Origin of the sequence: Leifsonella bigeumensis (assembly GCF_039537265.1) — a bacterium.
GTDB lineage: Bacteria > Actinomycetota > Actinomycetes > Actinomycetales > Microbacteriaceae > Terrimesophilobacter > Terrimesophilobacter bigeumensis.
Genome location: NZ_BAABAE010000003.1, coordinates 896,842 through 910,666, shown reverse-complemented (window position 1 = coordinate 910,666; position 13,825 = coordinate 896,842). Strand labels below are relative to the sequence as shown.

The 13,825-nt window shown below is 67.8% G+C and carries 16 protein-coding genes; 1 reads left to right on the top strand and 15 read right to left on the bottom strand.

All coding sequences use genetic code 11. The annotated features are described in order from the left end of the window. Position 1 precedes the first annotated feature (1 nt). The 10 genes from pheT to infC all read right to left on the bottom strand — a co-directional run bounded on the left by pheT (position 2) and on the right by infC (position 9,257). The gene (gene pheT, locus ABD678_RS09535; protein WP_344756056.1) at positions 2 to 2,554 is read right to left on the bottom strand and encodes a phenylalanine--tRNA ligase subunit beta; all 2,553 of its coding nucleotides are present in this window, start codon (positions 2,552 to 2,554) and stop codon (positions 2 to 4) included. Further along, positions 2,554 to 3,609, bottom strand: a complete 1,056-nt coding sequence (gene pheS, locus ABD678_RS09530) for a phenylalanine--tRNA ligase subunit alpha (protein ID WP_344756054.1) — start codon at positions 3,607 to 3,609, stop codon at positions 2,554 to 2,556. Before pheS ends, pheT begins: the two co-directional genes overlap by 1 nt. A gap of 11 nt (positions 3,610 to 3,620) precedes the next feature. Further along, entirely contained in the window at positions 3,621 to 4,541 is a 921-nt protein-coding gene (locus tag ABD678_RS09525) for an amino acid ABC transporter permease (RefSeq protein WP_344756052.1), read from the bottom strand. Beyond that, positions 4,538 to 5,185, bottom strand: coding sequence for an amino acid ABC transporter permease (locus ABD678_RS09520; protein WP_425561980.1), 648 nt, complete (start codon positions 5,183 to 5,185; stop codon positions 4,538 to 4,540). Before ABD678_RS09520 ends, ABD678_RS09525 begins: the two co-directional genes overlap by 4 nt. A 79-nt stretch (positions 5,186 to 5,264) precedes the next feature. Beyond that, a complete protein-coding gene (locus ABD678_RS09515) occupies positions 5,265 to 6,134 on the bottom strand; it encodes a glutamate ABC transporter substrate-binding protein (protein ID WP_344756048.1) in 870 nt (289 codons plus the stop codon). A gap of 33 nt (positions 6,135 to 6,167) precedes the next feature. Then, a complete protein-coding gene (locus ABD678_RS09510) occupies positions 6,168 to 6,923 on the bottom strand; it encodes an amino acid ABC transporter ATP-binding protein (RefSeq protein WP_344756046.1) in 756 nt (251 codons plus the stop codon). Positions 6,924 to 7,046: 123 nt separating this feature from the next. Further along, positions 7,047 to 7,874: a TrmH family RNA methyltransferase gene (locus ABD678_RS09505; RefSeq protein WP_344756044.1), complete on the bottom strand. Its 828-nt coding sequence runs from the start codon at positions 7,872 to 7,874 to the stop codon at positions 7,047 to 7,049. A gap of 110 nt (positions 7,875 to 7,984) precedes the next feature. Next, positions 7,985 to 8,377 carry a 50S ribosomal protein L20 gene (gene rplT / locus ABD678_RS09500; protein WP_344756042.1) on the bottom strand — a complete coding sequence of 131 codons (393 nt, stop codon included), beginning with the start codon at positions 8,375 to 8,377 and terminating at the stop codon, positions 7,985 to 7,987. Positions 8,378 to 8,404: 27 nt separating this feature from the next. Next, positions 8,405 to 8,599: a 50S ribosomal protein L35 gene (gene rpmI / locus ABD678_RS09495; protein WP_344756040.1), complete on the bottom strand. Its 195-nt coding sequence runs from the start codon at positions 8,597 to 8,599 to the stop codon at positions 8,405 to 8,407. Beyond that, on the bottom strand, positions 8,592 to 9,257 hold the full coding sequence (infC, locus tag ABD678_RS09490) for a translation initiation factor IF-3 (protein ID WP_344756038.1): 666 nt from the start codon (positions 9,255 to 9,257) through the stop codon (positions 8,592 to 8,594). Before infC ends, rpmI begins: the two co-directional genes overlap by 8 nt. Positions 9,258 to 9,503: 246 nt before the next feature. Between infC and ABD678_RS09485 the strand changes: the two genes are divergently transcribed. Further along, a complete protein-coding gene (locus ABD678_RS09485) occupies positions 9,504 to 9,842 on the top strand; it encodes a DUF1844 domain-containing protein (RefSeq protein ID WP_344756036.1) in 339 nt (112 codons plus the stop codon). On the opposite strand, the gene ABD678_RS09480 is transcribed toward ABD678_RS09485, so the two are convergent. From ABD678_RS09480 to ABD678_RS09460, 5 genes are read right to left on the bottom strand one after another with little or no spacing between them, the layout of a single operon-like run. After that, complete coding sequence (locus ABD678_RS09480; RefSeq protein WP_344756034.1) at positions 9,835 to 10,599, bottom strand: SseB family protein; 765 nt, start codon at positions 10,597 to 10,599, stop codon at positions 9,835 to 9,837. The genes ABD678_RS09485 and ABD678_RS09480 overlap by 8 nt on opposite strands. Positions 10,600 to 10,640: 41 nt before the next feature. Further along, a complete protein-coding gene (priA, locus tag ABD678_RS09475) occupies positions 10,641 to 11,387 on the bottom strand; it encodes a bifunctional 1-(5-phosphoribosyl)-5-((5-phosphoribosylamino)methylideneamino)imidazole-4-carboxamide isomerase/phosphoribosylanthranilate isomerase PriA (protein ID WP_344756032.1) in 747 nt (248 codons plus the stop codon). A 54-nt stretch (positions 11,388 to 11,441) separates the two neighbouring features. After that, positions 11,442 to 12,083, bottom strand: coding sequence for an imidazole glycerol phosphate synthase subunit HisH (gene hisH, locus ABD678_RS09470; protein ID WP_344756030.1), 642 nt, complete (start codon positions 12,081 to 12,083; stop codon positions 11,442 to 11,444). A gap of 2 nt (positions 12,084 to 12,085) precedes the next feature. Next, a complete protein-coding gene (hisB, locus tag ABD678_RS09465; protein WP_344756028.1) occupies positions 12,086 to 12,691 on the bottom strand; it encodes an imidazoleglycerol-phosphate dehydratase HisB in 606 nt (201 codons plus the stop codon). Between the two features lie 9 nt (positions 12,692 to 12,700). Further along, positions 12,701 to 13,780 carry a histidinol-phosphate transaminase gene (locus ABD678_RS09460; RefSeq protein WP_344756026.1) on the bottom strand — a complete coding sequence of 360 codons (1,080 nt, stop codon included), beginning with the start codon at positions 13,778 to 13,780 and terminating at the stop codon, positions 12,701 to 12,703. Positions 13,781 to 13,825: the final 45 nt, after the last annotated feature.

The window sequence follows — 13,825 nt, the reverse complement described above, 5'->3', positions numbered from 1 at the left end:
GCTACTCGCGCAGGGTAGCTCCACACTTCGCGGCGGCGGAGGCGACACCGGCCATCTTGGCCTCGGTGGCCTCCGCCGCCGTCAGTGTCCGGTCCGCCGCGCGGAAGCGCAGCGCGAAGGTGAGCGATCTGGTTCCCGGCTCGAGGCCGGTGCCACGGTAATCGTCGACGAGTTCGGCATGCTCCAGCAACTCCCCCGCCCCCTCGATCACCGCAGCGAGCACCTCGCCGGCCGGCACGGTGTCCGCGACGACGAGGGAGAGATCCTGGGTCGCGGCCGGGAGCGTGCCGATCGGCCGCGGGGCCACCTCCTCGGGCGCAAGCTCCATGAGTCGGTCGAGATCCAGCTCCACGAGGGCGACGCGCCCGGGCAGGTCGAGCTCGGCGGCGAGCGATGGAAGCACTTCACCGGCGATGCCCACCTGCTCGTCGCCCACCAGGATGGCCGCGGTGCGACCGGGGTGGAACCCGCGGTAGGCCGCAGCCTCGACCCGGATCGACGCGCCGACCGCATGGGCGACCTGATGAGCGGCGGCCAGGGCATCCGAGAGCCCGGCGGCCGCGGCCTGCTGACCTGGCTGCTTGCGGATGGCGTCGCCCAGGAACAGGGCGGCGACCCGGCGCGGCTGACGTGGGATCGAACCGTCCAGTGCGGCGAGAACGGCATCCGAGGGTCGAGCATCGCCCGGGGGCAGGGCCGTACCGCTCGCGACGATCGCCGTGTCAGGCAGGAAGACCGTGCCGAACTCGACGAGCGCGAGGTCGACGAGACCGCGAGAGAGGTTCCGCTGGGCGACGGAGACGAGCCCCGGCAGCAGGGAGGTGCGCAGACGGTCCGCAACTCCATCGAGCGGATTCGCGAGCCGGATGGCCGGAACCGACTCGCCGAACTGCTCGAGTTGGGCAGCTGACACGAACGGGTAGGCCATGACCTCGGTGAGGCCATTCGCCGTGAGCACCTGGGCCGCGGAGCGACGCAGCTGCTGTTCCCGGGTGAGACCGCGCCCGGGAGGGGCCGTCGGCAGTACAGCGGGGATACGGTCGTACCCGACGATGCGGGCGACCTCCTCGGCGAGATCGGCCTGGTCGCGCAGGTCGGGGCGCCAGGTCGGAGGGGTCACCCGGTAGCCGTCCGTGGTGGTCTCGACTGTCGCGCCGATGGCGGTGAGGGAGTCGGTGGTCTCTGTCTCGGTGAAGTCGGCACCGACGATCGCGTTGACGTAACCCGCAGGGAGTGCGATGGGGTCGCGATCGGCGATCTCGCCGACCTGCCAGGTCTGCGCGTCCATCGAACCGCCGGCTAGTTCGACGAGGAGTACGGCAGCACGCGTGGCCGCCGCGGCAGCCACTTCCGGGTCCACACCGCGCTCGAAACGCTTGGATGCCTCACTCGGCAGGCGGTGACGGCGAGCCGAGCGCGCGATGGAGATCGGATCGAAATTGGCTGCCTCGATGAGCACGTCGGTGGTCGACGGGCCGTTCTCGGTCCTCGCGCCGCCCATCACGCCCGCGAGCCCGATGGGGCCCTCATCGTCGGTGATGAGGAGGTCCTCCGGGTCGAGGGTGCGCTCCTGGTCGTCGAGCGTCGTGATCTTCTCACCCTTCACGGCCCGGCGCACGGTGATGCCCCCGCGGATCGCGTCGAGGTCATAGGCGTGGAGCGGCTGGCCCAGCTCGATCATGACGTAGTTCGAGATGTCGACCACAAGCGAGATCGAGCGGATGCCGGCGAGCTTGAGCCTCGAGATCATCCAGGCCGGCGTGTGGCGGGTGGAGTCGACACCGCGGACGACACGGGTGACGAAGAGGGTGCAGCCCTGGTTGCCTCGGATGGGGGTTTCGTCGTTGAGGGTGACAGGTACCGGATTTTCGCCGGCCGGGGTCTCGACGGGCTCGACCGGAGAGACGTGCAGCGCAGGATCGCGGAACTCCGCCCCCGTCGCATGCGAGTACTCGCGCGCGATCCCTCGGATCGACAGGGCATAGCCACGGTCGGGCGTGACATTGACCTCGACGGCCCAATCGTCGAGACCGAGCAGAGCGATGGCATCCGTCCCGACCTCGGGGTCGAGCCCCAGCTCGGCGAGCCGCAGGATGCCGTCGTGCTCATCCCCGAGCCCCAGCTCGCGCGCGGAGGCGATCATGCCATCCGAGACGTGTCCGTAGGTCTTGCGCGCGGCGATCGGGAACGGCCCGGGCAGCACGGCGCCGGGAAGGGTCACGACGACCTTGTCCCCGACGAGGAAGTTGTGGGCGCCGCAGACGATGCCGCGCACGTCATCCCCTCCGGCCGAGCTTCCTTCTCCGGTCGAGCTTCCTTCTCCGGTCGAGCTCGTCGAGACCCGCACCTGGCACCAGCGGATCGTCTTGCCGTTGCTCTGCGGCTCGTCGACGAATTCGAGAACCTGGCCGACCACGATCGGCCCCTCGATCTCGAAGGTGTGAAGGTCCTCCTCCTCGAGCCCGACGCGCACGAGGGCGGCATGGAGCTCATGAGGGGTGATGCCGACCGGAACGTCGGTGAACTCGCGCAGCCAGCCGACCGGGACCCGCATCAGACCACCATCCCGAACTGCTGGGAGAAGCGGATGTCGCCCTCGACCATGTCGCGCATGTCCTTCAACTCGTTGCGGAACATGAGCGTGCGCTCGATGCCCATGCCGAAGGCGAAGCCCTGGTACTCATCGGGGTCGATGCCGGCGGCGCGCAGCACGTTGCGGTTGACCATGCCGCATCCGCCCCACTCGATCCAGCGCGCACCGCCCTTCGCGTTCGGCTGCCAGACATCCATCTCGGCGCTCGGCTCGGTGAAGGGGAAGAAGTTGGGGCGCAGGCGGATCTTCGCCTCGGCGCCGAACATGAGGCGCGCGAAGTGCTCGAGGGTGCCCCGCAGGTGAGCCATCGTGAGACCCTTGTCGATCGCGATGCCCTCCACCTGGTGGAAGACCGGGGTGTGGGTGGCATCCAGCTCGTCCTTGCGGAACACCTTGCCGGGCGCGACGACGTAGACGGGCAACTCCCGCTCGAGGAGGCTGCGGATCTGCACGGGCGAGGTCTGGCTGCGCAGAACGAGGTTCGAGCCCTCCGGCTCGACGAAGAAGGTGTCCTGCATCGTGCGGGCCGGGTGGTCGGCATCGGTGTTGAGCGCGTCGAAGTTGAACCACTCGTTCTCGAGTTCCGGCCCCTCGGCGATCTCCCACCCCATCCCGACGAAGATGTCGCCGATCTGCTCCATGAGCAGGTTCAGCGGATGGCGCGCTCCCGGCGTCCACCGGCTGGACACCGCCGTCACGTCGACCGTCTCCGCGGCGAGCTGCGCCGCCTCCTCGATCGCGGAGAGTTCGGCCTCCCTGGCCTCGAACGCCTTCGTCACCCTCGCCCGGGTCTCACCGACGAGTTTGCCGGCGGCGGCCCTCTGCTCGGCGGGGATGTTGCGCAGTTCTCCATTGAGCTGTGCGAGCGGCGAGCCCTCCCCCGCGTGGCGGGTTCGCGCGGCCTTCAACTCGCTCAGGTTCGCAGCGGCGGCGATGGCCGCGAATGCGGCATCCCTCGCCTCGGCAACGGCCGGTTCGGTGATGCCAGCGTGTGGAGTTGCAGCGGGGTCGGACACGAGACCCAAGTTTAGTGGGGCGGATCGGGTGGCCCGTATCCCTGAGCGGGCAGGGTGATCGCACGGGTGCCCTCTTCACCGAGCTGCTTCGGCGTATTGGGCAGCGCCCTGCCCAGTCGCGGGCCGCTCCGCCGCGCGACGAACCTCGCGAACCACGACAGCGCGAGGTTGAGGCAGAGGTAGATGACGAGCCCGATCGCGAACAGCGTGAACATGTACCGGCTGCCGAAGAAGTTCCGGTTGTTGCTGATGGTCCGTGCCAGCTCCGGATAGCTCACGATGTAGGCCAGCGAGGTGTCCTTGAGCAGCACGACGAGTTGCGCGAGGATGATCGGCAGCATCTGCCGGAACGCCTGCGGGAACTCGATGAGCACCCACGTCTTGAGCGACGTGAGCCCTACCGCCAGGCCCGCTTCACGCTGACCCCGTGGCAGTGACTTCACGCCGGCCCGCAGCGCCTCGCCGATGATCGCGCCGTTGTAGAGGGCGAGACCGAACACTCCCGACCAGTACGACCCGGCCGAGAACACCAGGAACACGAAGAAGATCATGAGGAGCACCGGAATGCCGCGAACGAACTCCAGGATGACGCCGGTGACCGCGCGTATCCAAGCGAACCGCGCCGTACGACCGAAGGAGAACAGGATGCCGATCGCCACGGCGATCACTGCCGCAGCCGCCGCCATTTGGAGTGTGGCGAGCGTGCCGTTCCCGAACGACATCCACAGGTCTGCTCGCGCCACGATGTCCCAGCGCGAGGGGTCGAACATGCCCGGTTGCGCTGCACCATTCGCGTTGACGCGCGGTGCCGCGAGCGTGAGGTACATCCAGAAGAAGAACGCGATGATCACGATGATGCCGAAGATCGACGCGATCATGGAACGGCGCCGCGTCTTGGGCCCCGGGGCATCGTAGAGAACACTCAAGCTCATCTCATCACCACCACCCTCTTCTCGACGGCGCCGGCGATGAGCCCGAGGGGCACGGTGATGCAGAGGTAGAGGAACGCGGCATAGAGCAGAACCACGATGATCGCATCCGGGTTGTCCCTCGTCCCCGCGTTCGTCTGCTTGAAGAGTTCATTGACGAAGAAGATGCCGGCGACCGACGTGTTCTTCGTGAGCGCGATGAAAACGTTGATGAGCGGTGGGACCACCATGCGGGCGGCCTGCGGGAGCACGACGAGGGTGACCGTCTGGCCGAAGCCCATGCCGATGCTGCGGGCGGCCTCGGCCTGGCCGACCGGGACGCCGTTGAAACCCGAGCGGATCGCCTCGGCGACGAAGGGCGAGGTGTAGGCCGTGAGGCCGATGAGTGCGAGCGGGTAGTAGTCCAGGTCTGACCCGAGGATCGGCAGGATGAGGGCGCAGAACATCAGAACCAGCAGGAGCGGGACGTTGCGGAGCACCTCGGTGTAGACGGTCGCGAACACCCGCAGGGACGGCACGGGGGAGATCCGCATGGTCGCGACGAGAACGCCGACCACGAATGCGCCGACGCCGGAGATCAGCAGGAGCTGCAACGTCATCAGGAAGCCGGCCAGGTAGGCCGGAGTGACGTCGGCAATGGCACCGATGATCGTGTCCACGCATCACCTCCTCGTGCTGTCGGGCGGATGCCGGCCCGCGCGTGGCGGACCGGCATCCGTGGTCGAACTAGTTGCTGTAGCGGTCGACGGCCGGCGGCTCCGGCGTCTTCAGGACCTTCCCAGCGGTGGCCTCCCAGGCAGCCTTCCAGCTGCCGTCGGCGTACGACTTCTCCAACACGTCGTTGATGAAGTCGCGGAACGCGTCATCATCGTGGCCGAGACCGATGCCGTAGGGCTCCTCGGTGAACGGGTTGCCCAGAACCTCGAACTCGCCCGCGTTCTGGTCGGCGAGGCCGGCCAGGATGACGTTGTCCGTCGTCACGGCGATGACCTTGCCACTGCGGAGGGGCTCCAGGCAGTTGGAGTAGGTGTCCGTCGTGATGAGGTTCACGTCATACTCGGCGATGTTCTTCTCCGAAGTGGAGCCGGCGACGCTGCAGACATCCTTGCCCGCAAGGTCCTCCGGTCCGGTGATGCCCTCCGGGTTGCCTGCGAGCACGAGGATGTCCTGGCCCGCGTTGTAGTACGGCCCGGCGAAGGAGATGACTTCCTTGCGCTTGTCATTGATCGTGTAGGTGGCCACGACGATGTCGACCGTGCCGTTCTCGATGAACGGCTCGCGGTTCGCGGAGACCGTCTCCACCCACTTGATCTTGTCGGCCGGGATGCCGAGCGCGGCCGCGATGATCTTGCCGATCTCGACGTCGAACCCGACCGGGTTGCCGTCCGGGCCCTTGAGGCCGAAGAGCGGCTGATCGAACTTCGTGCCGATCGTGATGGTCCCCGCGTCCGCGAGCTTCGCCATCGTGGTACCGGCCTCGAACGTGGGTGTCTCGGCTGCCGGCGGCGTGGTTCCGCCACCACCCGCACACGCACCGAGTCCGAGGACGCTGGCGGCGGCGATGGCAGTGATCATCAGACTTTTTCTGATTCTCATGTCTCTCTCCTTGCTGTGTTTCTCGCCCACTGGTCAGTGAGTGAGGATTTTCGAGAGGAAGTCCTTCGCCCTCGAACTCTGCGGGTCGGTGAAGAACTGCTCGGGTTTCGCCTCTTCGACGATCTCGCCATCCGCCATGAAGAGCACACGATTCGCGGCCTTGCGGGCGAAGCCCATCTCGTGCGTCACGACGACCATGGTCATGCCGTCGTGCGCGAGCTGCACCATGACATCCAGGACCTCGGAGATCATCTCGGGGTCGAGCGCCGAAGTCGGCTCGTCGAGGAGGATGAGCTTGGGGTCCATCGCGAGCACGCGGGCGATGGCGACGCGCTGCTGCTGGCCACCGGAGAGCTGTGAGGGCATCTTCGACGCTTGGTTGGCGACCCCGACGCGATCGAGAAGCTCCATGGCGTGCTTGTCGGCGACGGCCTTCGACTGCCCGCGAACCTTGCGCGGGCCGAGGGTCACGTTCTCGAGAACGGTTTTGTGGGCGAAGAGGTTGAAGGACTGGAACACCATGCCGACATCGGCGCGCAGCTTCGCGAGGCCCTTGCCCTCCTCGGGCAGCGCGACACCGTCGATCGTGATGGTCCCGTCGTCGATCGTCTCGAGGCGATTGATCGCGCGACACAGGGTCGACTTGCCGGAACCGCTCGGACCGATCACCACGACGACCTCGCCGCGACCCACTGTGGTCGTGATGTCCTTCAGGACATGAAGCTCGCCGAAGTGCTTGTTGACGTGATCGATGACGACAAGGGGTTCACCACTTTGTGAGGGCTCCATGTGCCCATACTTTCATACGCCGAGGCCGCGGCTCAAACGCATCCGCCGGTCGTGACCGAGACGTGACAAGCGCTTACACGACGAGCCGTGCGAAAGCGGGTTTCGATACTGCTTTCGGACCACTCAACCACCGTCTGCGCGCTGTGCGAAAGCCGATTCGTAGAGGCAGACGGATGCCGCGGTCGCCAGGTTCATCGACTCGGCCTGACCGTAGATCGGCACCGTCACAACGCGGTCGGCGACCGCCAGGTGCTCGTCGGAGAGCCCGCGCGCCTCGTTGCCGAACAACCACGCCGTCGGGCGGGCGAGCATGCCGTCACGACGCACCTGGAGCAGATCGTCGCCCTTGATGTCGGCGGCGAGCACCTGCAGACCGATCGCCTTCGCCCGCTCGAGCACGGCATCCAGCTCGACGCCCACGGCGATCGGCAGGTGGAACAGTGAACCGGTCGTCGCCCGCACCACCTTCGGGTTGTACAGGTCGACGCTGCGACCGCTCAGGATCACCCCGTCGGCGCCGGCGGCATCCGCGGCCCGGATGATCGTGCCGGCGTTTCCCGGGTCGCGCACCTCCTCGAGGATCGCCACGAGTCGAGGGCCGCCTCCATCCTGACCCGACGCCCTCAGGAGATCCCTGATCGAGATCGGGAACTGATGGCAGACCGCGACGATCCCCTGCGGGGTGACGGTGTCGGCCATGGTGTCGAGGACCTGCTCGGTGACGAACTCGACATCGACACCGGCATCGACGGCGGTCTGCCCGATGTCGGTGTAGCGCTCGAGCGCAGTCGGCGTCGCGTAGAGCTCGACGACGAGTTCAGGACGATACGTCAGCGCTTCGGCGACGGCCTGCGGACCCTCCAGGAGAAAAAGCCCGGTCTCAGACCGGGCTCCTCTCTTGTGAAGCTTTGCGACAGCCCGGATTCTCGGGGAACGCGGATTGTCGATCACGCGTTCCTCCGATGAAGCACAGCTTCATCGGCGCTGGCGTCGCGGCGCCGACACATCGGTGTCGTCGCTCCCAGCTCCAGCGCGCGCGGATTGTGGGTCATGCCATAAGTCTACGCAGCAGACTTGTCCCTGGGCGCGCTCGTGTCCTTCGGCAGGGCGGCCTTCGCGGTCGCCACGATCGACGCGAACGTCGCCGGCTCGTTGACGGCGAGCTCGGCGAGGATGCGACGGTCGACCTCGACGCCGGCCAGGTTCAGACCCTGGATGAGGCGGTTGTAGGTGAGACCGTTCTCGCGGGCCGCAGCGTTGATGCGCTGGATCCACAGGCGGCGGAAGTCACCCTTGCGCGCACGACGGTCACGGTAGGCGTAGACGAGCGAGTGGGTGACCTGCTCCTTGGCCTTGCGATAGAGGCGCGACCGCTGGCCGCGGTAGCCGGATGCACGCTCGAGGACGACGCGACGCTTCTTCTGGGCGTTGACGGCCCGCTTTACTCTTGCCATTTCCTGTTTTCCTTGTCGTCGTGGTCTCTAGCGACCGAGAAGCTTGTTGATGGCCTTGACATCGGCCTTGGCGACCGGCTCGTCCGTGTTCAGGCGGCGCTTGCGCTGACCCGACTTCACCTCGAGGTTGTGGCGCATCCCGGCCTGCTGCTTCATGAGCTTGCCGCTGCCGGTGATCTTGAATCGCTTCTTCGCCCCTGAGTGGGTCTTCTGCTTAGGCATCCTTTTCCTCTTCCTTGCTGTCGTCCTGTGCTGTGCTCTCGTTCTGCGCCGGCGCGGCCGGCTCCTCGCTTCGGGAGCGGGCCGGCTTCGCGGCGGCCCGGCGGGCATCCGCCTCCGCCTTCGCAGTGGCCTTGTTCTTGTGCGGGCCGATGACCATGACCATGTTGCGGCCGTCGATCGTCGGGGTCGACTCGACGGAGCCGAACTCGGCGACATCCTCGGCGAACTTCTGGAGCAGCCGTACGCCCTGGTCGGGGCGGGACTGCTCACGACCACGGAACAGGATCATGGCCTTGACCTTGTCGCCGCCCTGCAGGAATCCTTCAGCGCGCTTGCGCTTCGTCTCGTAGTCGTGCTTGTCGATCTTGAGGCGGAACCGAACCTCCTTGAGGATCGTGTTCGCCTGGTTGCGCCTGGCCTCCTTGGCCTTCTGCGCCTCTTCGTACTTGAACTTTCCGTAGTCCATGATCTTGGCGACGGGCGGCTTCGAGTTGGGGGCGACCTCGACCAGGTCCAGGTCTGCCTCCTGTGCGAGCCGCAGTGCGACCTCGATCTTGACGACGCCGACCTGCTCACCGCTCGGGCCGACGAGGCGGACCTCGGGCACACGGATCCGGTCATTCGTACGGGGATCGCTGATAGGTAACTCCTCTGTCATGGTGTTCAGCCCACCGGACGACGGATGCCGTTCGGCGGCGAGAGGGGAAAGTCACCTGTTGCGCGCCGCGCCTTCGCACGACGACATCAACCTGGCACCCTGGTCTACCGCCACGGGTGACCGTGACGGCGGGGCGCCTACTACCCGGTAACCTTGAGAATGCGGTCGCGGGTGGGAGAATCTCCACTTTCGCGCTCGGAGCGAAACTGCTCCGGAGCCCGCACGAGTCTAACAGAGGAATGGTCGATGGGCGAGCCGATGGTCGATGACGCAACACGGGACATCGCCGAGGTTCCCGCGGTGGAACTCATCAACACGGTCGCCGTGCACCTGCTGAGCGCCGCCGCCGTCAAGTGCGGGCTCGCCGACGACCCGGACGCCCAGATCGACCTCGACGAGGCCCGCAAGCTCATCACGGCTCTCGCCGGCCTCGTCACGGCGGCCGCCCCGGAGATCGGCGACCACCACGCGCGCCCGCTGCGCGACGGGCTGCGCTCGGTGCAGCTCGCGTTCCGCGAGGCGTCGCAGTTCCCGGATGCGCCGGGGCAGGGCCCCGGTGAGAAGTACACCGGCCCGGTCAACTAGACCGGAGAGCCACCTCCAGCGAGTCGACGCGGTCGGCGATGAGCTCGCTCTGCGCCCACCGGGCAGACAGCCGGGACAACAGGTCCTCGAGCTGGCTTCCTTCGAGCCCGGGGATGAGCGTGAGTTCGACCCGGAGCTCTGGGCCGCGCAGCCGGGCATCCGGATCGCCCGCGGTGAGCACGAGCCCCCTGACCGAGGGCTCGTCGACGACCGACGCCGCGAACTCCGCCGCGACCTCGGCCGACCGGAAGCTCGGAGTCCACTCCTGCTGCCGCGCGATCGCCCAGAGCGCGGGGCGCCGGATGGCGAACTCGGTCTCCGAGGTCGGATCGAGCACAACGAGGTCGGTGCCTTCGCTCGCTGCGGCGAGCGCGACCCGCGGCCCCACCGCCGGCACCGGGCGGGCGACCGGATTCCAGGCGCTCATCGCGGTGACCGAGCTGAACACCGGGAGCACCGTGCGGCCGTCCGGCCCGGCCACCGTGACGATCGAGAGCTCCTGGCTCTTGTCGATCTTCTTCCCCTCCGCGTTGACGCCTGCCTCGCCGAGCCTGGCGAGCAAAGGGATGAGCAGCCTGGATGCCCGGAATGCCTGGACGACGGCGACCTCGTCGGCTTCGCCGGAGCGGAACCCGGCGATCGCCTCGAGCAGCGCGGGCGGCGCACTGCCGTCGTCATCCGGGCTCGGATTGGGCTCGAAGTGTCGGCCGGCCCACGGCTGTCCCGCGGAGTCGGTCAGCGGCCCGGGCTCGGTCATCGGCGAACGGTCTGGATCATCGGCGCCAGCGGATCCGTCGGCTAGTCCGAGGCGACGTCGAGCGCTTCGGCGAGCGTGAACGCCTTCGTGTAGAGCGCCTTGCCGACGATCGTGCCCTCGAGGCCGAGCGGGACGAGCTCACGCAGGGCTGCGATGTCGTCGAGGCTGCTGATGCCGCCCGAGGCGATGACCGGCCTCTCGGTTCGGTTCGCCACCTCGCGCAGCAGGTCGAGATTCGGCCCCTGGAGGGTGCCGTCTAGCGTGACGTCCGTGACGACGTAGCGAGCGCATCCGGCGTCCTCGAGGCGATCGAGCACCTCGTACAGGTCACCGCCGTCCTTGGTCCAGCCGCGGGCGGCGAGCGTCGTACCGCGCACGTCCAGACCCACCGCGATCGCCTCGCCGTACTCGGCGATGACGTGCGCCGTCCACACCGGGTTCTCGAGCGCCGCCGTGCCCAGGTTGATGCGCTTCGCCCCGGTCGCGAGCGCCGCCTCGAGGCTCTCATCGTCGCGGATGCCGCCGGAGAGTTCGATGTTGGCCCCGCGCGCCTGCTTGATGACCCGCTTGATCGTGCCGTGGTTGTTGCCGCGGCCGAACGCCGCATCGAGGTCGACGAGGTGGATCCACTCCGCGCCCTGGTCGATCCAGTCGCTCGCCGCGTCGACGGGATCGCCGAAACTCTTCTCGGTGCCCGCCTCGCCCCGAGTGAGCCTGACGGCCTTGCCGTCCGCGACATCCACCGCCGGAAGGAGAACCAGTTGCGGTGTCCTGTTGAAGTCACTCATCGGTGTCATTTCTGCTGTGGGACCGCGCGCGTGCGCGGGGGCAAGTCTCAGATACTAGTCACCTTTGAGGCCGGTCACCCAATTCGCCAGGAGTCGCAGGCCTGCAGCCCCCGACTTCTCGGGGTGGAACTGGGTCGCCGAGAGCGGACCGTTCTCGACGGCCGCGAGGAACCGGCCACCGTGCTGCGACCATGTGAGGCGAGGGGCGAGGAGGGTGGCGTCATCCGGCAACGCCCAGTCGAGCGCGGCATTGGAGTGGACGAAGTAGAACCTCTCGTTCTGAAGCCCCGCGAACAGCGCGGAGTCCTCCGGCGCCTCGACCCGGTTCCAGCCGATGTGAGGCAGGATCTCCGACTCGAGGCGCGTGACGACGCCCGGCCACTGCCCGAGCCCCTCGGTGTCCTCCCCGCGTTCGATGCCGCGTTCGAACATGACCTGCATGCCGACGCAGATACCGAGCACCGGTCGCCCGCCGGCGAGCCTGCGATCGATGAGTTCGGGGCCGCGCACCGCCTCGAGCGCGCCCATGACGGCGGCGAACGCGCCGACCCCGGGTACGACCAGGCCATCCGCCTCCGCGACACGGGCACGGTCGGCGGTCAGCTCGACCCGCGCGCCGACCTCCTCGAGGGCCTTCGCCGCCGAGTGGACGTTGCCGCTGCCGTAGTCGAGAACGACGACGGATGGCCGTAACACTGTTACAGGGCACCCTTCGTCGAGGGCACGCCGCTCACCCGGGCATCCGGGGAGATCGCCTGCCGAAGGGCACGCGCGAAGGCCTTGAACTCGGCTTCGGCGATGTGGTGCGGATCGCGGCCGCCGAGCACCGTGATGTGCACGGTGAGGCCCGCATTGAACGCGATCGCCTCGAAGACGTGCCGCACCATCGAGCCGGTGAAGTGGCCGCCGATGAGGTGGTGCTCGAAGCCCGCGGGCTCCCCCGAGTGCACGAGGTATGGACGCCCGGACACATCGACGACGGCCTGCACGAGCGCCTCGTCGAGCGGCACGAGGGCGTCGCCGAACCGGGAGATCCCCGCCTTGTCGCCGAGGGCGGCCGCGAGCGCCTTCCCGAGGACGATTCCGGCATCCTCGACCGTGTGGTGAACGTCGATGTGCGTGTCACCGTGCGCGTGCACCCTGAGGTCGATGAGCGAGTGCTTCGAGAACGCGGTGAGCAGGTGATCGAAGAACGGGACGGTCGTATCGATGTCGGCGATACCCGCGCCGTCGAGGTCGAGGGAGAGCTCGATACTCGATTCGCTCGTCTCGCGGCGAAGCTCGGCCGTGCGGTGCATGGTCATGGTCCCAGTCTATTGAGCCGCGAGCTCGGCCATCGCCGCGAGAAAGGCGCTCGTCTCGACTTCGGTACCCGCGGTGACCCGCAGGTGGTTCGGGATGCCGACGTCGCGGATGAGGATGTCCCGCTCCAGGAGGGCGTCGAACAGCGCGGCCGGGTCGGCGACTCCCCCGAAGAGCACGAAGTTGGTCCAGCTCTCGCGGGTGGGGAAGCCGAGCCTGGGGAGCTCCGCGAGCATGCGGTCGCGCTGGGCGGCGATGTCGGCGACCGTCGCGAGCAGTTCATCCGCATGCCCGAGCGCGGCGACCGCAGCCGCCTGGGTCAGGGCGGAGAGGTGGTACGGGAGTCTCACGAGGCGCAGCGCGTCGGCGACCGCAGGGTCGGCAGCCAGATAGCCGAGCCGCACGCCGGCGAAGGCGAAGGCCTTGCTCATGGTGCGCGAGACGATGAGGCGTTCGCGCCCCGGAAGCAGGGTCAGGGCGGAGGGGGTGTCGGGTGGAGCGAACTCTGCATAGGCCTCGTCGACGACGACGATCCCCCTCGCGGCGTCGTAGGCCGCCTCGATGGTGTCGAGCGCCAGCGGGGTTCCGGTCGGATTGTTGGGCGAGCAGAAGAAGACGAGGTCGGGCTCCGTGGCCACGATTTCGCGAACGGCCGTCTCGGGCGTGATCGCGTAATCCGCATCCCGCTTCCCGGCGACCCAGGTGGTGCCGGTACCGCGGGCGAGGATCGGATACATCGAGTAGGTCGGCGGGAAACCGAGCACACTGCGCCCCGGGCCTCCGAAGGCCTGCAGCACCTGCTGCAGGATCTCGTTGGAGCCGTTCGCGGCCCAGGTGTTGTCGCGCGTGAGACCGTGCCCGAGGTAGTCGGCCAGGCCTTCGCGCAGCGCCGTGAATTCGCGGTCCGGATAGCGGTTGGCCTGCAGCACGGCACCGGCGAGGGCGGTCACGACATCGCGGGCGACCGGTTCGGGGATCCCGTGAGAGTTCTCGTTGACGTTGAGCGGGATGCGGACGTGCTTCTGGGGCGCGCCATAGGGCGAGAGGCCTCTCAGGTCGTCGCGGAGGGGAAGGTCATCCAGTTCTGCCACTCGGCCATGCTACGGGAGGGAGCCGGCTGGCCCCGGTTCACGACG

Excerpts from the sequence above, each read along its gene's own strand:
- pheT (WP_344756056.1), bottom strand. The coding sequence starts at position 2,554 with ATGCGGGTCCCGGTCGGCTGGCTGCGCGAGTTCACCGACGTTCCGGTC.
- ABD678_RS09525 (WP_344756052.1), bottom strand. The coding sequence starts at position 4,541 with ATGAGCTTGAGTGTTCTCTACGATGCCCCGGGGCCCAAGACGCGGCGC.
- ABD678_RS09515 (WP_344756048.1), bottom strand. The coding sequence starts at position 6,134 with ATGAGAATCAGAAAAAGTCTGATGATCACTGCCATCGCCGCCGCCAGC.
- ABD678_RS09510 (WP_344756046.1), bottom strand. The coding sequence starts at position 6,923 with ATGGAGCCCTCACAAAGTGGTGAACCCCTTGTCGTCATCGATCACGTC.
- rplT (WP_344756042.1), bottom strand. The coding sequence starts at position 8,377 with ATGGCAAGAGTAAAGCGGGCCGTCAACGCCCAGAAGAAGCGTCGCGTC.
- rpmI (WP_344756040.1), bottom strand. The coding sequence starts at position 8,599 with ATGCCTAAGCAGAAGACCCACTCAGGGGCGAAGAAGCGATTCAAGATC.
- infC (WP_344756038.1), bottom strand. The coding sequence starts at position 9,257 with ATGACAGAGGAGTTACCTATCAGCGATCCCCGTACGAATGACCGGATC.
- ABD678_RS09485 (WP_344756036.1), top strand. The coding sequence starts at position 9,504 with ATGGGCGAGCCGATGGTCGATGACGCAACACGGGACATCGCCGAGGTT.
- ABD678_RS09480 (WP_344756034.1), bottom strand. The coding sequence starts at position 10,599 with ATGACCGAGCCCGGGCCGCTGACCGACTCCGCGGGACAGCCGTGGGCC.
- priA (WP_344756032.1), bottom strand. The coding sequence starts at position 11,387 with ATGAGTGACTTCAACAGGACACCGCAACTGGTTCTCCTTCCGGCGGTG.
- hisB (WP_344756028.1), bottom strand. The coding sequence starts at position 12,691 with ATGACCATGCACCGCACGGCCGAGCTTCGCCGCGAGACGAGCGAATCG.